17 protein-coding genes are annotated in these 18,281 nt (G+C 54.8%); 4 read left to right on the forward strand and 13 right to left on the reverse strand.

All coding sequences use genetic code 11. The features are described from left to right. Window positions 1-33 precede the first annotated feature (33 nt). The 4 genes from Q9J79_RS09305 to Q9J79_RS09320 form a co-directional block, all read right to left on the reverse strand. On the reverse strand, window positions 34-726 hold the full coding sequence (locus Q9J79_RS09305; RefSeq protein ID WP_025457960.1) for an LrgB family protein: 693 nt from the start codon (window positions 724-726) through the stop codon (window positions 34-36). Further along, on the reverse strand, window positions 726-1,070 hold the full coding sequence (locus tag Q9J79_RS09310; protein ID WP_301911672.1) for a CidA/LrgA family protein: 345 nt from the start codon (window positions 1,068-1,070) through the stop codon (window positions 726-728). The genes Q9J79_RS09305 and Q9J79_RS09310 overlap by 1 nt, the downstream gene beginning before the upstream one ends. A gap of 144 nt (window positions 1,071-1,214) precedes the next feature. Next, complete coding sequence (locus Q9J79_RS09315) at window positions 1,215-1,433, reverse strand: hypothetical protein (RefSeq protein WP_301911671.1); 219 nt, start codon at window positions 1,431-1,433, stop codon at window positions 1,215-1,217. A gap of 18 nt (window positions 1,434-1,451) precedes the next feature. Then, entirely contained in the window at window positions 1,452-2,033 is a 582-nt protein-coding gene (locus Q9J79_RS09320; RefSeq protein WP_301911670.1) for a C40 family peptidase, read from the reverse strand. 244 nt (window positions 2,034-2,277) lie between these two features. Between Q9J79_RS09320 and hslO the strand changes: the two genes are divergently transcribed. Continuing rightward, window positions 2,278-3,183, forward strand: a complete 906-nt coding sequence (gene hslO / locus Q9J79_RS09325; RefSeq protein WP_301911669.1) for an Hsp33 family molecular chaperone HslO — start codon at window positions 2,278-2,280, stop codon at window positions 3,181-3,183. Window positions 3,184-3,270: 87 nt separating this feature from the next. Here the strand turns inward: hslO and mgtE are convergent, their stop codons facing one another. The 3 genes from mgtE to purL form a co-directional block, all read right to left on the reverse strand. After that, window positions 3,271-4,725, reverse strand: a complete 1,455-nt coding sequence (gene mgtE, locus Q9J79_RS09330; RefSeq protein ID WP_301911668.1) for a magnesium transporter — start codon at window positions 4,723-4,725, stop codon at window positions 3,271-3,273. A 233-nt stretch (window positions 4,726-4,958) separates the two neighbouring features. Next, the gene (gloB, locus tag Q9J79_RS09335; protein ID WP_301911667.1) at window positions 4,959-5,711 is read right to left on the reverse strand and encodes a hydroxyacylglutathione hydrolase; all 753 of its coding nucleotides are present in this window, start codon (window positions 5,709-5,711) and stop codon (window positions 4,959-4,961) included. 94 nt (window positions 5,712-5,805) lie between these two features. Beyond that, entirely contained in the window at window positions 5,806-9,771 is a 3,966-nt protein-coding gene (purL, locus tag Q9J79_RS09340; RefSeq protein WP_301911666.1) for a phosphoribosylformylglycinamidine synthase, read from the reverse strand. A gap of 223 nt (window positions 9,772-9,994) precedes the next feature. On the opposite strand from purL, the gene Q9J79_RS09345 reads away from it, so the two are divergent. The 3 genes from Q9J79_RS09345 (at window position 9,995) to Q9J79_RS09355 (ending at window position 11,360) form a co-directional block, all read left to right on the forward strand. Then, a complete protein-coding gene (locus Q9J79_RS09345; protein WP_003754652.1) occupies window positions 9,995-10,330 on the forward strand; it encodes a hypothetical protein in 336 nt (111 codons plus the stop codon). 123 nt (window positions 10,331-10,453) lie between these two features. Next, window positions 10,454-10,792, forward strand: coding sequence for a P-II family nitrogen regulator (locus Q9J79_RS09350; RefSeq protein ID WP_025456947.1), 339 nt, complete (start codon window positions 10,454-10,456; stop codon window positions 10,790-10,792). Window positions 10,793-10,886: 94 nt separating this feature from the next. Beyond that, window positions 10,887-11,360: a DUF2004 domain-containing protein gene (locus Q9J79_RS09355; protein WP_301911665.1), complete on the forward strand. Its 474-nt coding sequence runs from the start codon at window positions 10,887-10,889 to the stop codon at window positions 11,358-11,360. Between the two features lie 32 nt (window positions 11,361-11,392). Here the strand turns inward: Q9J79_RS09355 and Q9J79_RS09360 are convergent, their stop codons facing one another. The 6 genes from Q9J79_RS09360 to Q9J79_RS09385 all read right to left on the reverse strand — a co-directional run bounded on the left by Q9J79_RS09360 (window position 11,393) and on the right by Q9J79_RS09385 (window position 18,171). Beyond that, window positions 11,393-12,151, reverse strand: coding sequence for an iron ABC transporter ATP-binding protein (locus tag Q9J79_RS09360; protein WP_301911664.1), 759 nt, complete (start codon window positions 12,149-12,151; stop codon window positions 11,393-11,395). A 79-nt stretch (window positions 12,152-12,230) separates the two neighbouring features. Next, entirely contained in the window at window positions 12,231-12,857 is a 627-nt protein-coding gene (locus Q9J79_RS09365) for an FmdE family protein (RefSeq protein WP_301911663.1), read from the reverse strand. Between the two features lie 44 nt (window positions 12,858-12,901). Beyond that, window positions 12,902-13,876 (reverse strand): iron chelate uptake ABC transporter family permease subunit, encoded by a 975-nt coding sequence (locus Q9J79_RS09370; protein ID WP_301911662.1) that lies wholly within the window; start codon window positions 13,874-13,876, stop codon window positions 12,902-12,904. After that, complete coding sequence (locus tag Q9J79_RS09375) at window positions 13,866-14,834, reverse strand: ABC transporter permease (RefSeq protein WP_301911661.1); 969 nt, start codon at window positions 14,832-14,834, stop codon at window positions 13,866-13,868. The genes Q9J79_RS09370 and Q9J79_RS09375 overlap by 11 nt, the downstream gene beginning before the upstream one ends. Before the next feature lie 229 nt (window positions 14,835-15,063). Beyond that, window positions 15,064-16,029, reverse strand: a complete 966-nt coding sequence (locus tag Q9J79_RS09380; protein WP_301911660.1) for a siderophore ABC transporter substrate-binding protein — start codon at window positions 16,027-16,029, stop codon at window positions 15,064-15,066. A gap of 147 nt (window positions 16,030-16,176) precedes the next feature. After that, the gene (locus tag Q9J79_RS09385) at window positions 16,177-18,171 is read right to left on the reverse strand and encodes a TonB-dependent receptor domain-containing protein (protein WP_301911659.1); all 1,995 of its coding nucleotides are present in this window, start codon (window positions 18,169-18,171) and stop codon (window positions 16,177-16,179) included. Window positions 18,172-18,281: the final 110 nt, after the last annotated feature.

Genomic DNA, 18,281 nt, shown 5'->3' on the forward strand with positions numbered 1-18,281 from the left:
ACGGCATGGGTTGAAATGCCGTCTGAAACAGGTTCAGAACCCCAAAACGGGGATAATCAGCGGCGCAATCAGTGCGGTCAGTACGCCGTTGAACGTCAGCCCCAGCCCCGCGTATGCCGCCATGCGGCGGCTGCGTTCGAGTGAGGCGGCAATGCCCATCGCGTGCGAGGCCGTGCCGAGCGACATACCCACGGACGAGGGCATGACGACTGTGTTCTTCAGCATTTTGTAACCGGCAATCTGTCCGACCAGTCCGGCAATGATGACGGTGGCGGCGGTAATGGCGGGAATGCCGCCGATGGAGCGGGTGATTTCAATGGCGATGGGGTTGGTAACAGATTTGGATGCGAGCGAGAGGACGACTTCGCGTTCCGCGCCCAGCCATTTGGCAAAATACATCCCCGTAACAATGCCCGTAACGCTGCCCGCAAGCTGCGAAACGATGACGGGCAGCCATTGGTTGAAGATTTTACGGCGGTTTTGGTAGAGCGGCACGGCAAGCACGACGACGGCGGGTTTCAGCCAGAAATCGATAAACTGCGCGGCGTTGTGGTACACCGCATAATCGATACCGAGGATTTTCAGGTAGGCAATCAGCACCACGGTGCTGACGAGTACGGGGTTGCAGAAGATATTGCCCGTGCGTGTGCGCACGATAATCGCAAGCGCGTACACGGCAAGCGTGAGGAAAAGCAGGATGCTGGGCTGCCTGAGGATTTCGTTCATCAGATAATGCTCCGTATCCAGCGGTGAACCTTGCCCGTAACCAGCAGTACGCACAAAGTGCTGGCGGAGGCGGAAACCAGTATCGAAAACCAATCGTCGGCAATCAAATCCAAATAGCTGATGACCGCCACGCAGGGCGGCACGAGGAACAGCGTCAGGTTTGCCATCAGCGCGTCGGTAAGCTGTTGCAGCCAAGACGTTTTGACACAACCCGCCTGCAAAAGCGCAAACAGCACGCCCATGCCGACGATGCTGCCGGGCAGTTTGATGCCTGCTAGGAAAACGGCGGTTTCGCCGGCGGCGAGGCAGCCGAGGATGATGAGGAGCGCGCAGATGATGTTCATGTTGTGTGTCTGTCTTTTGACGGCGTTGTGATAAATTTTGTTAACTGTTTAATCATAACGTCAAATATGCCGTCTGAAAAGCCGAAGCCGCGCACAAACGCAAAAACGGCACGGTTAAACCGTGCCGCAGCAACCGGGGCGTGTTCAGACTTTGCGGTAGGGATTTTCCAAACTTTCAATCAGCGCGAGCAGGTAATCGCGCAACTGACGTTCGCCGCAACCCATCAGCAGCGCGTCTTCAAACGCGTCTTGTGCTGTTTGGTACAGTTCGGTCATGTTTTCAGTCATTACTTTGACCTTTTCGGTACAGGATACGATCTGTCCGTCATCGTCGTACCATTTGGGCATTTCGGGCATACTCATTGCGTATTCCTTGGGAAATCAGTTCAGAAAGCGGGACGGGTCGTTTTTCTTGACGCGGCGGGCGAACGCATATTTGCCGCTCCAATATTTGTGGCTCAGGCTGGTGATTTCGATATTTTTCCCTGTGCGCGGCGCGTGGATAAAGCGGTCGTTGCCGATGTAGAGCCCGACATGGGAAATGCGGCTGCCGCCGAGCGTGCGGAAAAACACCATATCCCCGGGCTGCAATTCGCTTCGGGCAACCGGCGTACCCATCTGCGCCTGTTCCGCCGACGTGCGCGGCAGGTTGATGCCCATGGCGCGTTTGAAGATGTGCTGCATAAAGCCGCTGCAATCAAAACCGGTAGAAACCGATGTGCCGCCGTAGCGGTAGGCAACACCCAAAAGCCCCATCGCATTGCCGATAAGTTCGTCGGCGGAACCTGAAGTACGGTCATTATTAGTGCGGGCGGTTTGGGCGTATTGCCCGTTTTCGGCAAACTGTCTGAGAATCTGCTCGCGGCTGCTGAGCAGGTTGGTCAACTCGTCGGCAAGGGCGGGGCGGACGGCAAACATCAGCCACAAAACCGCCCAAACTGCCGGTTTGAAAAAAGAATCCATATCGGTGTTTCCGCGCAGGAGGCATCGTGCCGCCGTGCGATGTTATGCTGTATCAGTCGAAAATATCTTGTTGATTGTATATAAAAAAACGGCTGTTTGGCAAAAAACGGCTTGTTATATTGGGTTAATGTATTGATTTTTATATAATTTATTGAGAACTTGGGAAACGCACCCGCCGTCCGCCTTGTTTTCGCGCCGACCGCAACCATATATCCGCCATCCGAACAATCAATCAGAGAGAATAATGAATCAAAATATCCGCCATGCCGATGTACGTACCCGTTTTATCTTCGACGATATGCCCGTACGCGGGCTGCACGTCCGTCTGGAAAACGTATGGCAGCACATTGTAAAACAGAAAAACTATCCCGCCGCCATCCGCCGCGCCTTGGGCGAGCTGTTGGCGGCGGGCGTGCTGTTGTCGGGCAACTTAAAAAACGAAGGCACGCTGATTGTGCAGGTTCAGGGGCAGGGGCGGCTGAAAATGCTGGTTGCCGAGGCGACTTCCGACCGTACCGTCCGTGCAACCGCGCGTTGGGACGAAACCGCAGAAATCGGTGAAGATGAAAGTTTGACCGATCTTTTGGGCGAGGGCGGCGTGTTCGTATTGACGCTGCAACCCAAAGACGGCGAACCCTGGCAGGGCGTAGTGCCTTTGGAAGGCGACGGCATCGCGCAAATGTTGGTGAACTATATGAAACGTTCCGAACAGCTTGATACGCACATCGTCTTGTCTGCAAGCGACGAAGCGGCGGGCGGGCTGCTGGTGCAGCGTCTGCCTGAAGAGGTGTTGGATGAAGAGGCATGGGAACACGTCAGTACGCTGGCGCGCACACTGACGGCGGAGGAGCTGGCAGGACTGGACGCGCAACATGTTTTATACCGCCTGTTCCACGAAACGCCGCCGCGCGTATTCGAGCCGGAAACGTTTGAATTTTCATGCACCTGCTCGCGCGGCAAGGTCAGCGATATGCTGCTGATGCTGGGCGGGGAAGAAGTCGGCGGCGTGGTGGCGGAACAAGGCAGCATCGAAGTCGATTGCGACTTCTGCCACAGCAAATACGTGTTTGACGAAACCGATGTCAATGCGCTGTTTGGTGCGGATGTGGTCGGCGTTGCCCGAGAGCAGTCCCGACATACCGTCCAATAATCTTGTGTAACAACAAAGATAAATAGTGAAATGCCGTCTGAAACTGTTTCCGCTTCAGACGGCATTTTCATGTGTTTCAGACGGCATTTAAAGCAGGAACAGGGTGGCGAGCCCCAAGAAAATCAGGAAGCCGCCGGAGTCGGTAACGGCGGTAATCAGCACCGAGCTGCCCAGCGCGGGGTCGCGTCCGAACTTTTCCATTACCACGGGAATCAATACGCCGACGGTTGCCGCCAGCAGCAGGTTGAGCGTCATCGCGGCAATCATCACCAGCCCGATGCCGAGGCTGCCGTAGAGCAGCCATGAAACCGCGCCCATGACCGTTCCCCAAATGATGCCGTTGACCAGGGCGACGCCGACTTCTTTTTTCAACAGCCTGCCTGCCTGCATGCCTGTCAGTTGCCCCATCGCCATGGCGCGGACAATCATGGTAATCGTCTGGTTGCCCGAGTTGCCGCCGATACCGGCGACGATGGGCATCAGCGCGGCGAGTGCGACGATTTTTTCGATGCTGCCTTCAAACGCGCCGATGACGCGGCTGGCGAGGAAGGCGGTGCAGAGGTTGACGGCGAGCCACATCCAGCGGTTTTTGACGGAATCCAAGACGGGGGCGAACAGGTCTTCCTCTTCCTGCAAACCCGCCATGTTCAACATATCCGCTTCGGATTCTTCGCGGATCACGTCCACCATCTCGTCAACGGTAATCCTACCGATGAGCTTTTTGTTTTCATCGACGACGGGCGCGGTAACCAAGTCGTAGCGTTCAAACGCCTGCGCCGCTTCTTCCACGTCGTCTTCGGCGCGGAAACGCACGACATCTTTCGCCATCACGTTTTCCACCAAGTCTTCGGGATCGGCGACCAAAAGTTTGCGGATGGGCAGCACGCCTTGCAGCACGTCGTTTTCATCGACGACAAAAATCTTGTCGGTATGGTCGGGCAGGCTGTCGAAACGGCGCAGGTAGCGCAGCACCACTTCGCAGGCGACATCGGCGCGGATGCTGACCAACTCGAAGTCCATAATCGCACCGACTTGGTTGTCTTCGTAGGACATTGCCGCCTTGACTTGGGCGCGTTCTTCCTCATCGCGCGTCTGTAAGGCTTCATAAACCACTTGGTGCGGCAAATCGTCTGCCAGTTCCGCCAATTCGTCCGCGTCCAAATCATCGACTGCCGCCAACAATTCGTCCTTGTCCATCGACTCGATCAGCGTTTCGCGGACTGCATCGGACACTTCCAGCAGCACTTCGCCGTCATCTTCCGGTTTGACCAGAATCCAGACGATATTGCGTTCGCGCGGCGGCAGCGATTCCAATACCGCCGCCACGTCGGCAGGGTGCAGCTCGCTCAAGAGGACGGTCAGCTCGGTCAGTTTGTCGCGCAGCGGCGCGTCTTCGAGCGGTGTGCCGTTTTCGATTTGTTCAAAAGCAGGTTCGAGGATTTCGCAGAGGGAGTGGACACGGTCGAAATCGGCGGAAGGGCGTTCGGTATGGTTTTGACCGGTTTCGCCGTCGTGTGTCGGAGGAGTGTGTTCGATGCTCATAAATGCTCCGCCCGCCGTGTGCGGGGAGGCATTCCGGCAGGATGGTTATTGTCGTTTGGAATCGGAAGGGGCGTTCAGTAAAAACGAACTGGGAAGGTCCATAATAAAAGCCTGACGGTACAGGCGCAGGGTTGGAAACGGCACTATTCTACTCCCTTTTGGAACGGTTTACTATTTTTAACGCAAATGCCGTCTGAAACGCGGGTTTCAGACGGCATTTTTCGGAGGGCAGGTCAGCGGTAGGCGTTTTTCAGTTCGCGCAGGGCGGCGAAGACCGCCAAACCGTTGTTTAAGGTTTGACCCGTCAGGGTTTCGGCACGTTGGCGGACGGCGGGGATTTCTGTCCGTAAGAACGGGTTGACGCGGCGTTCGTACGCGAGGGTAACGGGCAGGGTAGGCGTGTGTTCTGCCGCTTTCAGTGCCGTCTGAATGTCGGCGTTGTCCGGCTCGATATGGGCGGCGAAACGCAGGTTGGCGGCGGTGTATTCGTGTGCTGGGTAGAACAGGGTGCCTTCGGGTAATTGGTTGAACCGTTGGAAGCTGTCGTAAAGCTGTTCGACCGTACCGGTGAACACGCGTCCGCAGCCGGCGGAAAAAAGGGTGTCGCCGCAGAAAACGTGTATGCCGTCTGAAGTTTCCATGAGGTAGCTGATATGGCGGTCGGTATGGCCCGGGGTTGCCCAAACGGTGATTAACCCTTCGCCGAAGGTAAATTGAGTGCCTGCGGTTACGGTGTGGGTTGCCGCTTTGATGTCGGTTTCACCGTAAACGGGCGATTCCATGTAGCCGCGCCACAGTGCGGCAGCACCGCCTTCGTGGTCGGGGTGGGGGTGCGTTACCCATGTTTGGGCAAGCATGAGTCGGTTGCGTACGAGGAATTCCAATACGGGTGTGGGGTCGGAGGGATCGACGCAGACGGCATGGTTGCCTTCCTGTATCATCCAAATGTAGTTGTCGGTCAAGGCTTTGACGGGGGTGATTTTCATGAGTGTTCCTCGGTGGAAGGATACCGTTTAAAGGATGGTATGCCGGAATGCCGTCTGAAATATTCTTCAGACGGCATTGGTTTGAGTAGGGCGGTTAGCCCAAAGCTTTTCTTGCTCCGGCAAAGAGGCGGTACCAGCCGGACAATTCCGTCCAGTCTTCCGGTTTCCAGCTCATTTGCGCGGCGCGGTACACGCGTTCCGGATGCGGCATCATGATGGTCACGCGGCCGTCAGCGTTGGTTACACCGGCAATACCTTGCGGCGAGCCGTTGGGGTTGAGCGGGTAGGTTTGGGTAACCTGGTTTTGTCCGTCTACATATTGCAGCGCAATGCCCAAATCAGCGGAAATATTGCCGCCGTGAAGCGCGAAGTCGGCGCGTCCTTCGCCGTGGCTGACCACGACAGGCAGGCTGGAGCCCTGCATTTCATTCAGAATCAGCGATGCGGATTTCGGAACATGAACCATGCTCAGGCGCGCTTCAAACTGTTCGCTCAAGTTGCGTTTGAACTTCGGCCATGTTTCTGCACCCGGGATAATTTCGGCAAGGTTGCTGACCATCTGGCAGCCGTTGCACACGCCCAATGTCAGCGTGTCCGGATCGGCGAAGAAGGCGGCGAACTGGTCGCGCAAAGCGGGGTGGAACAGGATGGATTTCGCCCAGCCTTCGCCTGCGCCGAGTACGTCGCCGTAGCTGAAGCCGCCGCACGCCGCCAGCATTTTGAAGTCGGCAAGGCGGAAGCGGCCTGCCATCAGGTCGGACATATGCACGTCGTAGGCATCGAATCCGGCGCGGGTGAAGGCGGCGGCCATTTCGATTTGCCCGTTTACGCCCTGTTCGCGCAGGATGGCGATTTTGGGTTTTGCGCCGCTGTTGATAAACGGCGCGGCGATGTCTTCGTTTACATCAAACTTCACGTCGGCAAACAATGCGCTGCGTTCGTTGTCGCCAATCAGGGCGAACTCGCTGTCGGCGCAGGCAGGGTTGTCGCGCAGTTTTTGAATGGCGTGAGAAGTTTCCTGCCATGCGCGTTGCAGGTTTTCAATATTTTCCTTAAAAATTAAAGTTTTATAATAATCTCCCTCTGGAACATTACCACCATCGTAACGTATTGTTAAATTACCATCATCAACAACAGATGCAATCGGCAACAATGCCCCCCCAAAACCAGCTGCTTCAAATAATTCAATAATATAATTAATATCATCGTTATGAATTTGGAAAACCGCACCTAACTCTTCATTAAACAAAATTCGATTTAGGACATCGATCCATTTTTCCTCGGTAAGGTTTCCTTCTAAATTGAAACCTTTAAAGTTCCAAACCAAGGGAGCTAAATTGACGCTGATTCCCAAACGACTGCAAAATGCCATTTCTGCTAATGTCGTGAACAGTCCACCATCTGAACGGTCGTGATATGCTAAAAGTTTGCCTTCATCTACCAAGCGTTGAATGACAAAATAGAAGTTTTTCAATAAAGCCAAATCATCAATATCAGGACTTTCGCCACCCAAATCATTATAGACTTGACTTAGTGCTGATCCACCCATACGCGATTTGCCGAAACCAAAATCGATCATGGCGATGGTTGTTTTTGGGGCATTTTTCAATTCGGGCGTAACGGTTTTGCGCACGTCTTGAACCGGCGCAAACGCCGAAATAATCAGGCTTAAAGGCGAGACGACGGATTTTTTCTCTTCGCCGTCCTGCCATACGGTTTTCATCGACAGGCTGTCTTTGCCCACGGGAATGCTCAAATCCAGTGCCTGACAGGCTTTGGAAACGGCTTCGACGGTGCGGTAGAGTTTTTCGTCTTCGCCTTCGTTGCCGCACGCCGCCATCCAGTTGGCGGAAAGTTTGATGTTGCCGATGTCGCCGATGTTGACCGCCGCGATGTTGGTGATGGCTTCGCCGACACACATTCTGCCCGAGGCGGGCGCGTCAAACAGGGCGACGGTCGGTTTTTCGCCCATAGACATCGCTTCGCCGCGATAGGTGTTGAAGCCCATCATGGTAACGGCGCAGTCGGCTACGGGGGTTTGGTATTTGCCGACCATTTGGTCGCGGTGGGTCATGCCGCCGACGCTGCGGTCGCCGATGGTAATCAGGAAGTTTTTGGCGGCTACGGCAGGCAGGCGCAAAACGCGGTAGGCAGCTTCGGTGATGTCGATATTGCCCGCGTGAAACGGTTTTTTAGACGGCGTAACCGTTTTGTCGGTACGCGTGGTTTTGGGCGGTTTGCCGAGCAAAACGTTCAGCGGCAAATCGACAGGGTTGTTGGAGAACAAATCGTCGCGCACTTTCAAATGACCGTCGTCGGTCGCCGTGCCGACCACGGCAAACGGGCAGCGTTCGCGTTCGCAGATGGCGCGGAAGGCATCCAAATCTTTTTCCAAAATCGACAACACATAACGCTCTTGCGATTCGTTACACCAGATTTGCAGTGGGTTGAGGCCGTGTTCTTCCAACGGCACTTCGCGCAGTTTGAATACCGCGCCGCGTCCGGCATCGTTGACGAGTTCGGGGAAGGCGTTGGACAAGCCGCCCGCGCCCACGTCGTGGATCGAAATAATCGGGTTTTGGTCGCCGAGCTGCCAGCAGCGGTCGATGACTTCCTGCGCGCGGCGTTCGATTTCGGGGTTGCCGCGTTGTACGGAGTTGAAGTCCAAAGACGCGTCGTTCGTGCCGGTGTTCATTGAAGAAGCCGCGCCGCCGCCCAAGCCGATAAGCATGCCCGGACCACCCAGTTGGATCAGCAACGCGCCTTCGGGGATTTCGTCTTTGTGTGTTTGTTGTGCCTGAATGCTGCCCAAGCCGCCGGCAATCATAATCGGTTTGTGGTAGCCGCGAACCTGACCGTCAAACTTCTCTTCAAAAGTGCGGAAGTAGCCCAAGAGGTTGGGGCGGCCGAATTCGTTGTTGAACGCCGCGCCGCCGATGGGGCCTTCAATCATAATGTCCAGCGGCGAGGAAATATGTTCCGGCTTGCCGTAATCTTGTTCCCACGGCTGTTTGAGGCCGGGGATGTTGAGGTTGGACACGGTAAAGCCGGTCAAGCCTGCTTTCGGACGTGAGCCTTTGCCCGTCGCGCCTTCGTCGCGGATTTCGCCGCCCGCACCCGTCGCCGCGCCCGCAAACGGCGCGATGGCGGTCGGGTGGTTGTGCGTTTCCACTTTCATGATGATATGCGTGTCTTCTTCGTGGAAACGGTAGCCTTGGTTTTCCGCCGCATTCGGATAGAAACGCTCGATTTTCGCGCCTTCAATCACGGACGAGTTGTCTTTATAGGCGACGACCGTGCCTTCGGGATGCGCGTTGTGCGTGTCGCGTATCATGCCGAAGAGCGATTTCGGTTGTTTTTCGCCGTTGAGGATGAAATCGGCGTTGAAGATTTTGTGGCGGCAGTGTTCGCTGTTTGCCTGCGCGAACATCATCAGCTCCACATCGGACGGATTGCGCTGCAAAGCCTGATAGTTTTCAACCAGATAATCGATTTCGTCGGCAGAGAGTGCCAAACCCATTTCGGTATTGGCTTTGACCAAAGCCTCTTTACCGCCGCCCAAAACATCGACGGTAGAGAAAGTTTCGGATTCGAGATGGTGGAATAATTTGGAGGCCGTCTGAAAATCGGGCAATACGGATTCGGTCATGCGGTCGTGCAGCAAAGCCGCCCATTGCTGTTTCTCATCGTCGTTCAGACGACCTTCCAGCCATACCGCCATGCCGCGCTCGATGCGCTCTATGCCTTCCAAACCGCAGTTTTCCGCGATATTGGTCGCCTTGGAAGCCCACGGCGAAATCGTACCCAAACGGGGCGTTACCAAAAACAAATGCAAGCCCTCGCGCGCTTCGGGCGTTTCTTCAACGCTTTGCGCCGCCAACAAGGCTTGCAGTTTTTCGACAGTCGCGGCATCAAGTGCTTTCTCGCTGCCGACGAAATACCAAAATTCGCTGCTTAATTTGACTTCGGGCAGGCCGAGTGCGGCGGCTTTTTGCAAGAGTTTTTCAACACGGAAATCGGAAAGGGCGGTAACGCCGCGCAAGGGCAACACAACAGACATAATTCGGCTCTCAAATGCGGTTGGGAAAATGTCATTATACGCGAAAAGGACGGTTTCGTTAGCGCGTGTAAGCGAAAAAATGTTTACAATTTTACAAATACAATCAATGTAAAAACCTTTGTCATGTCAGTCGCGTTCTGAGAAATGTAATTTATATTCTGAAATATAGTAAAATCACGTCCGCTTTTGAAATTGTTTGGACAAGCTAAGAAGGAGTTATGCAATGTTTATTGTTTGGAGTGGGAAGGGGCTTTTGGTTGTTTTGTCTCTGATTATCGGAGTTATCTGTGGTTTTGCCTTGGGAGATTGGTTGAAAGATGCAATTTCCTCAAATTTCGTTTTTATGTTAAGCCTTTGTATTGCTGCACTTTGCAACTACTTCTTTAGTAAGTGGTTTATTTCCGATAAAGTAAAAACCTATACTGACAATGAAACAGGAGAAATAATCGGCGTGAGAGACAACTCAAGCCTGTTTTTTCTGCGCAACCGGTATTGGACATGGATTTTCGTCTTTTTGGCTGCTGTTTTTTTTGTAATGTTCATAATCGAACAATTTTAGCAACGAGGCATTGATATGTATGTTTTGCATGTCAAACACATTGTTTTATCGGACAGTAATCCCCGCAGGATGTCGACTCAAGAATTTCCGTAGATGCAAATATGGAATCCTAAAGGAACAATCATGAAAAAAATCGAAGCCATCATCAAACCGTTCAAACTCGACGACGTGCGCGAGGCGTTGACGGAAATCGGCATTACGGGCATGACCGTCAGCGAGGTTAAAGGGTTCGGCAGGCAGAAGGGGCATACGGAGATTTACCGGGGCGCGGAATACGCCGTCGATTTCCTGCCCAAGGTCAAAATCGAGCTGGTGTTGGCGGATGACGCTGTGGAACGCGCGATTGACGTGATTGTCGAGGTGGCGCGTTCGGGCAAAATCGGCGACGGCAAGATTTTTGTGCTGCCGGTCGAGGAGGCAATCCGTATCCGCACGGGCGAACGTTCGGACGCGGCGGTTTGAGCGTTTGGAATGGAAATGCCGTCTGAAAGGTGGAATACCCCTTTTCAGACGGCAGGAAAACACCGCCCCGCCAATAATTCAAGGAAAACCAATTATGCCTGTTTCACATCCTTATTTTGAAACCTTATCGGCAGGAAGCCCGGAAAACGGACCGGACGTTTGCTGGGAACGCGAGCTGCCTGTCAACGGCGATACCGTCGAAGTCTGTTTATGGACTGGCGGCGACGATGAACTGACTGCCGAAAAATTAGACGCATTCGCCGCGTTTTTAGCGCGTTTGGACGAAGCGGACAAAATGGCCCGTGCCGCCATTGCCGAATATTTAACCGAAGACGGCGAATATTTGAATTTCCACATCACCGAGATAGAAGATGCGGACTACCCCGACAACCCCGAAGAATTTGCCCGCGCCATGCGTTTGGAGAGCATCTCTTTATGGACGGAGGAACTGCCAGACTGCGACTCGATTGTGATGGACTACATGATAGACCGAGAAAAAAGCGACGAAATACTGGCCGTCAAACTGTTCGCCGACGGCGGCATATGCGGCATCGACTGGGAAAGTTAGCCCCTTTTCAGACGGCATTTTCTTTTTGAGCTTCAGATGTGGTGGACGATGAGTTTTTTGCCTTCGTAGTCGAGTACGTCCACATCCATGTCGAACAGTTCTTTGATGTTGTGTACGGTGAACACTTCTTCGGGCGTGCCGGTCAGGGCGACTTTGCCGTTTTTCATGGCGACGACGTGGTCGGCGTAGGCGGCGGCCTGGTTAATGTCGTGCAATACGGCGACGGTGGTGCGTTTGTGTTCGTCGGTCAGCCGGCGCAGGATTTGCATGAGGGAGCGGGCATGATACATGTCGAGGTTGTTCAGCGGTTCGTCCAGCAAAACGTAGTCGGTGCGCTGGCAGAACACCATCGCAATCATGGCGCGTTGGCGTTGGCCGCCGGAAAGTTCGGTCAGGTAGCGGTCGGCGAAGTCTTGCAGGTGGAACTCGGCGAGTGCTTCTTCGACGATGGTTTTGTCGTTTTCAGACGGCCTGCCTTGGTGGTAGGGATAGCGGCCGAACATGAGCAGGTCGCGCACGGTAATGCGGCTCATGATGCTGTTTTCTTGGGTAAGGATGGAGAGCGTGCGGGCGAGTTCGACGGTGGGGGTGGTTTTGATGTCTTTGCCTGCGTAGCTGATGTTGCCGTGTACCAGAGGCTGAAGCCGCGCCATAAAGGAGAGGAGGGTGGATTTGCCTGCTCCGTTCGGGCCGATTAGCGCGGTAATGCCGCCTTCGGGAATGTCGAGGCTGATGTTGTCCAGAATGGGGCGAGTGCCGATGTGGAAGCTGACGTTGCGGATGGTAATCATAGGCGGATTCGAATATGGGGAATTGGGTTTTCAGACGGTCTTTAAATGATGAGACCGTCTGAATTTTATTCCTGTATGGTTAGATTTCGCTGACGGTAACAAATTCGGGATTGTCGGCTTGGTCAATCAGGAAGGCACGGACGCGTTCTTGCCAAAGCTCGCCGAATTGTTTAAGTTCGTCGGGGCTTGCGCTGCCACCGACGGCTTTGGGCATAAGTTCGCGCATTTCGGGTGCAAAGGGTTGCAGGGCGGCGTTGAGGCTGACGGCAACGGTTTTGCCGTTGTCTTTGCGGCGCAGGGTCAGTGTGCCGTTGATTTCGCCCGCACCAAAGGATAAGAGGTTGCGGCGGGCGAAGCGTCCCTGCATCCCGATGCCTCCGAAGCCGGTTTCGGGGGCTGCGCCGGTAAGGAGTTGGACGACGGACGCGGTTACGCCGACCGTGCCTTCGTCGCGCGCTCCCTGCATGGCGGCTTCGATGCCGCCGCGTTCGGGCAGCTCTTCGCCGTAAAGGGCTTTGAGTCCTTTGATAACCATCAGGTACGCGCCCGCGACGGTCGGGCAGGAATGTCCGCACAGGCGCACGGCATCGGCGTAGCGGTAAGTGAGGATGCCGTCTTGCGCCGCGCCGAGAAATGCGGCAAGCGGATCTTGTACGGTCAGCGTCGGGGCGCGGTCGAAAAATTCGGGTAAACGTTCTTGCGTCATATGGTTTGTCCTTTCGAGGCGGGCTGCCGTTCAGACGGCATCCGTCATTTTTTGTGTTTTAAAACGAGATAGAGGAAAACGAGTCCGCCCGCAAATTCGACCACCACGCTTAATACCGCCTTCATGCCCAAGAAGTGTTCGAATACGGTCTGTCCGCCGACCAAGAGGATGCCGCCGATGCAAACCGTCATCGGCAGGCGGACGGAATGGCGCACGGACGGGGAAAAGTGGTTGGCAAGCGAGGCGGCGAGAAGCCCGAAAAAGCTTACGGGGCCGACCACGGCGGTCGCCGTCGCCACCAATGCGGCAATCCAAAGCAGTATCCATAAGGTGTTGCGCGTGTAGCTGATGCCCAAATTGACGGCTTGGTCGCGCCCCAAAAGGTGTACGTCCAAGCGGTAGCGTTCGCGCCAAACGACCGCCGCGCTGACAATCAGAATCAGCGCGCCTATGCCCAAAAGCTCGCTGTGGACGGTATTGAAACCGGCAAACATATTCGCCTGCGCCGCCGTAAATTCTTCGGGATCGATCATGCGCGAAAGCAGCGACGACAGGCTGCGGAACAAAATCCCGAAAATCACGCCGATTAAAATCATACGCGGCAAATCGCGTCCGCCCTGACGGATGAGCGTGTAAAACAGCAGCAGTGAGCCGCCCATCATGACGACCAGTTCAAAGCCGAATTTGCCCGTCAACGGCAGGGACGTATAGCCCGTGCCGCCGAGCGTAAACACCAGCAAGGTCTGCAAAAACACATACAGCGAATCGAAACCCAAAATCGAGGGCGTGAGAATCGGATTGTTGGTCAGCGTTTGGAAAAGCTGGGTCGAAACGCCGACCGCATACGCTACCAGCAGCAAAGCCGCGAGTTTGGTCAGACGCAGGTGCAGTACAAAATCCCAATCGCCTTTGACATTGAGCGTTAAAAACAGGATGCAGCAAATCAGTAAAAGTGCGGATGCCGCCCATAACGGGCGCGGCGAACCCTGCATAAATTCAATTTTGTTTTCAGACGGCATAGGCGGGTTTCCTTAACAAAAGCCATAAAAACAACGCCGTACCCAACACACCAAAAACCGTAGAGACCGGAATTTCAAACGGAAACACAATCACGCGTCCGATAATGTCGCACAATAAAACCATAGACGCGCCCAAGAGGGCGACCGCAGGCAGGCTTTGGCGCAGTTTGTCGCCTATCAGGCGGCTGATGATGTTCGGCACGACCAGCCCGACAAACGGAATATTGCCGACCGTAACGATAACCAGCGACGTAATCAAAGCCACAATAATCAGCCCCGACCACAACACCGCCGTCCGGTTCAAACCCAAATTCACGCTGACCGTCTCGCCCAGCCCCAAAATCGTCAGCCGGTCGGCAATCAGATAGGCAAACACCGCCAAACCGCCCGTAATCCAAAGCAGCTCGTACCGTCCCAGCAGCACGCTCGAAAAATCGCCCTGCTGCCACACGCCCAACATTTGCAGCATCTCAAACTCATACGCGACAAACGTCGCCACCGCCTCAACCACGCCGCCGAAAATAATCCCCACCAGCGGCACCATCAGTTGCGCCGTCGGCGGTAGGCGGCGGATCAGCAGCATAAAGACCAACATCCCGATCAGCGCGGCAACGGCGGCAACCGACATTTTTGCCAGCAGCGGCGCGGCAGACAGCAGCAGGGACATCAGAAGCAAACCCAAAGCCGCGCTTTGACCCGCGCCCGCCATAGAAGGTTCGACAAAACGGTTGCGCATCAAAATCTGCATAATCATCCCCGCCACCGCCATCGACGCGCCCGTCAGCACAATCGCAAACGTGCGCGGCAGGCGGCTGACCAGCATCAGTTCGGTGCTGTCCGACAGTGAAAACACATCAGACCAGCGGAAATCGGCAACGCCGACCGACAGGCTGACGGCAAACAATACCGCCAGCAGCAGGAGGTTGGCCAGGTTGAGGGAAAAAGGTTTGGCAGTCATAAGCAGAAGGGAAAAACGTTACGGCGTAGAAGATTCAAACAAGGCAGTCCGAACCGTCGGAGCGGAAAGCCTTGTTTGAAGCCTCCGTATGGGCAGAGGATGGGGCAAGTTCCAATCAAAACGCTTGCCGCCATTCCCGCGATAACGCCCGTATCGGGCAATGCCGTCTGAAACACGGAGATTCAAACCGCCTCCTGTGTTTCAGACGGCATCGAATGCCGCCGTTTCATTATTTTGCCGCGTTAAAAGCGTCGGCAACCTGTTTGCTCGCGTTCAGCAGCTCTTGCGCGCCGCCGGCCGCCAAATACGTTTCGGGAACGAGGTAAACGACCTGTCCTTTTTTCCAAGCGGTTGTTTCGGAAACCAGCGGATTATTCAACACGTCTTTCGCCGCCTGACCCTCTTCGCCGATGGCCGCGCTTCGGTCAAGGACAAACAGCCAGTCGGGATTTTTCTCTTTCAGGTATTCAAAGCTGACAGGCTGGCCGTGGCTGCCTTCTTTAATCGATTCATCGACAGCGGGAACGCCGATGTCTTTGTGCAGCCAGCCGCCCAGTCGTGAAGACGGGCCGAAAGCCGACATCTTACCGCCGTTGACCAAAATCACCAAACCTTTGCCTTTGCCTTGCGCGGCAGTTTTCGCGGCTTCAAAAGACGCGTCGATTTCCGCCTTCAGCTTGTCGGCTTCCGCCTGTTTGCCGAAGATTTGCGCCAGCGCGTCGATACGCTCTTTGGCACTTTCTTTGAGGTTGGCGGTATCGGCGGTCATTTCGATGGTCGGCGCGATTTCGTTCAATTTGTCAAACGCTTTGGCGGCGCGGCTGCCGATGATGATGAGCTGCGGCTTGTAGGCATTGAGCGTTTCGTAGTCCGGCTCGAACAAAGTTCCGGCGGGTTTTGTCGTTTTGAAATATTCCTCTAAATACGGCAGGCGGTTTTTATCGACGGACAAACCGGTTTTCACGCCCAATTTGCTCAAGGTGTCGAGCATACCCAAATCGTAAACGGCGATGCGTTCGGGGTTTTGCGGTATTTGAACATCGCCGCGCGCGGTTTTGACGGTAACGGACGCGCTTTCGGATTGTGCGGCGGAAACCGCCTGTTCTTTGGCTTGTGGGGCAGGGTCGGAATTTTGCGGCGAACACGCGCCCAAGGCGAGGGCGGTGCAGAGGGTCAATGCGGTCAAACGCAACATAGGTGTCTCCAAAATGGGGATATTGGGGCAAAGCCGCCGGTCGGACAAACCGGAACGGCTTTAGAAAGGATAAATGATAACCTATATCAAATTATCAGAACAGATGCCGTCTGAAAGCCTTTCAGACGGCATTTTCAAGCTGATTGCTTAGAAGCGGTAGTTCACGCCCAAACGGAAATCGCGCCCTACTTCGGGCAGGGAGTTGCCGGAGCTGCTGCTGCTGCGCTGGCTGTGGGAGTAGTAGTATTTGTTGCCCACGTTGTTGACGGCGAAGTTGACGTTCAAATCGTCTTTGCCGGTCGGTTTCCAGTTGGCGTAGATGTCGTTTACACCGTAGCCTGCGCGTTTCTCGGTTGTGCCTCCGCCGGCAGTCGCGCCGCGGCTGGGTGTGCCGATGCGGGATTGGATGAAGCGTCCGCGCCAGCCGATTTCGAGGTTGTGGCGGTCGAAGCGGTAGGCCAAGCCCGCCGTCCATGTGCGGCCGACAGAGTGGGCTTTGGTGTTGATGTCGTACGATTCAAACAAATAGTGGTGTTTCGGGTCGCTGTATGCAACGCCGACGCGCGCGGTCAGTCCCTGCCAACGGTAGTTGGCATTTAATTCATAGCCTTTGTTTTTGATGTAGCCGTTGTTGGTGGACTGGGTGATACCGGAAGCGTAAGTCGCAGAGCGACCTGCGCATGATGAGCCGCTCAGACAGGTAAAGTCATGCACATCGTTGATTTTTTGCCAAAAGTAGCTGCCGGTCAGCGACAGGTCTTGAATCGGACGGTAGTTGAAGCCGATTTCGGTGGTGCGAGAACGTTCGGCTTTGAGGTTTGGAGCGGTTACGATGTTGCGGTTGTGGGCAAGCATAGACTCGTACAGGCGCGGGCTGCGGGTGGCGTAGTTGTGGCTGGCTTTGAGCGACAGGTTGTCGGTTACGTCGTAAATCAGGCCGATACTCGGATTGATGTCGCCGCCGGAGGCGGAAGTGTGGCCGGTGGTGTTGACTTTGAAATGGTCGTAACGCAGGCCGGTGGTCAGGGTAACGGACTGGAAATCCCAAATGCCTTCGGCGTAAATACCGTAATCGGTTTTGCTCTCGTTGGCGGCAGCGGTTACCGTACTCTGATGGTTTTTCTGATGGCGGTAGTTAACGCCGTATTTCAGCGTGTGGCGGTCGAAAATGCGGCTGTCGAGATTGATGTTGGCTCCGGCTGTTTTGTTTTCAGGAGCCGGATTGTCGCCGTCTTTGCGGACGGTTTTCAGGTGGAAGGCGTTGGCTTTAATTTTGGAAATGAAGCCTAAATTCGCGCCTTGGTATTCGAGGTTGGTCGCATCTTGGGTGTAGGTGCGGTAAGAGGCGGGGTTGTTGCGGAAATCGACAAACTCTTCGCGCATGGTGCGTGTGCCGTGGGTCTGCTCTTGGCGGCGGCTCAATTCGATGCGGTTATTTTCATTGATGCTGTAACCGATTTTCGCCAGCAGGCCGCGTTGGCCCAACGCGCTGTAAGGAACGCGGTTGCCGCCTGATACGCCACCGTTGACATAGCCTTTACCGGCTTTGTAGTTTTCTTCGGTAATCCAGTTGCCCGCCACTAAGGCATCAAATCCGGCGGCACGACCGTAAAGCGATAAGCCGCGATTCCAACCTTTATTGCTGGATACGCCTGCATTAACTTTAAAGCCGAAGTTTTGATCGGGATGCAGCAAGTCGGACGGATCGATGGTTTCGGCGACAATCGCGCCGGAGCTGGCGCCGATACCGGCGGAGGCAGAACCCGAGCCTTTTTGTACGGCGACGACTTTCACCAACTCGGGATCAAGCAGGAAGCGGCCTTGGTGGTGGAAGGTGGAGGTGTCGGAATAGGAGTCGTCTACTTTGAAGTCGATTTGGTCTTGACCCAAACCGCGGATGTTGACCCATTGCGATGTGCCGTTGCCGCCGCCAAAGCCGATGGAGGGTTCGTTAAACAACAAATCTTTCAGGTCGGTATCGGTACTTTCGGCGATTTTTTGCGTCGTTACGCGATGGGTGGAAAGGTTGGCGCCTTTCACGGTAACGGTATCCAGTGCGACATTGGCGTTGTCTGCCGCGTGGGCAAAGCCGGCGGCAAGTGTGAGCGAGAGCAGGCTGAGGCGGAACAATGGGGCGTTCATTCAGTCGTCCTTTTGAGTATATGAAGGGAAGTAAATCCAAACCGTTAAGGTTTGGCAGGATAAGAAAAATAATGAATAATTATTTTCATTTATATTAACAGGGGGGGGGG

It is taken from the genome of Neisseria viridiae (genome assembly GCF_962747995.1).
In the GTDB taxonomy this organism is placed as follows: domain Bacteria; phylum Pseudomonadota; class Gammaproteobacteria; order Burkholderiales; family Neisseriaceae; genus Neisseria; species Neisseria viridiae.

Excerpts from the sequence above, each read along its gene's own strand:
- Q9J79_RS09305 (WP_025457960.1), bottom strand. The coding sequence starts at position 726 with ATGAACGAAATCCTCAGGCAGCCCAGCATCCTGCTTTTCCTCACGCTT.
- Q9J79_RS09310 (WP_301911672.1), bottom strand. The coding sequence starts at position 1,070 with ATGAACATCATCTGCGCGCTCCTCATCATCCTCGGCTGCCTCGCCGCC.
- Q9J79_RS09315 (WP_301911671.1), bottom strand. The coding sequence starts at position 1,433 with ATGAGTATGCCCGAAATGCCCAAATGGTACGACGATGACGGACAGATC.
- Q9J79_RS09320 (WP_301911670.1), bottom strand. The coding sequence starts at position 2,033 with ATGGATTCTTTTTTCAAACCGGCAGTTTGGGCGGTTTTGTGGCTGATG.
- hslO (WP_301911669.1), top strand. The coding sequence starts at position 2,278 with ATGAATCAAAATATCCGCCATGCCGATGTACGTACCCGTTTTATCTTC.
- mgtE (WP_301911668.1), bottom strand. The coding sequence starts at position 4,725 with ATGAGCATCGAACACACTCCTCCGACACACGACGGCGAAACCGGTCAA.
- gloB (WP_301911667.1), bottom strand. The coding sequence starts at position 5,711 with ATGAAAATCACCCCCGTCAAAGCCTTGACCGACAACTACATTTGGATG.
- purL (WP_301911666.1), bottom strand. The coding sequence starts at position 9,771 with ATGTCTGTTGTGTTGCCCTTGCGCGGCGTTACCGCCCTTTCCGATTTC.
- Q9J79_RS09345 (WP_003754652.1), top strand. The coding sequence starts at position 9,995 with ATGTTTATTGTTTGGAGTGGGAAGGGGCTTTTGGTTGTTTTGTCTCTG.
- Q9J79_RS09350 (WP_025456947.1), top strand. The coding sequence starts at position 10,454 with ATGAAAAAAATCGAAGCCATCATCAAACCGTTCAAACTCGACGACGTG.
- Q9J79_RS09355 (WP_301911665.1), top strand. The coding sequence starts at position 10,887 with ATGCCTGTTTCACATCCTTATTTTGAAACCTTATCGGCAGGAAGCCCG.
- Q9J79_RS09360 (WP_301911664.1), bottom strand. The coding sequence starts at position 12,151 with ATGATTACCATCCGCAACGTCAGCTTCCACATCGGCACTCGCCCCATT.
- Q9J79_RS09365 (WP_301911663.1), bottom strand. The coding sequence starts at position 12,857 with ATGACGCAAGAACGTTTACCCGAATTTTTCGACCGCGCCCCGACGCTG.
- Q9J79_RS09370 (WP_301911662.1), bottom strand. The coding sequence starts at position 13,876 with ATGCCGTCTGAAAACAAAATTGAATTTATGCAGGGTTCGCCGCGCCCG.
- Q9J79_RS09375 (WP_301911661.1), bottom strand. The coding sequence starts at position 14,834 with ATGACTGCCAAACCTTTTTCCCTCAACCTGGCCAACCTCCTGCTGCTG.
- Q9J79_RS09380 (WP_301911660.1), bottom strand. The coding sequence starts at position 16,029 with ATGTTGCGTTTGACCGCATTGACCCTCTGCACCGCCCTCGCCTTGGGC.
- Q9J79_RS09385 (WP_301911659.1), bottom strand. The coding sequence starts at position 18,171 with ATGAACGCCCCATTGTTCCGCCTCAGCCTGCTCTCGCTCACACTTGCC.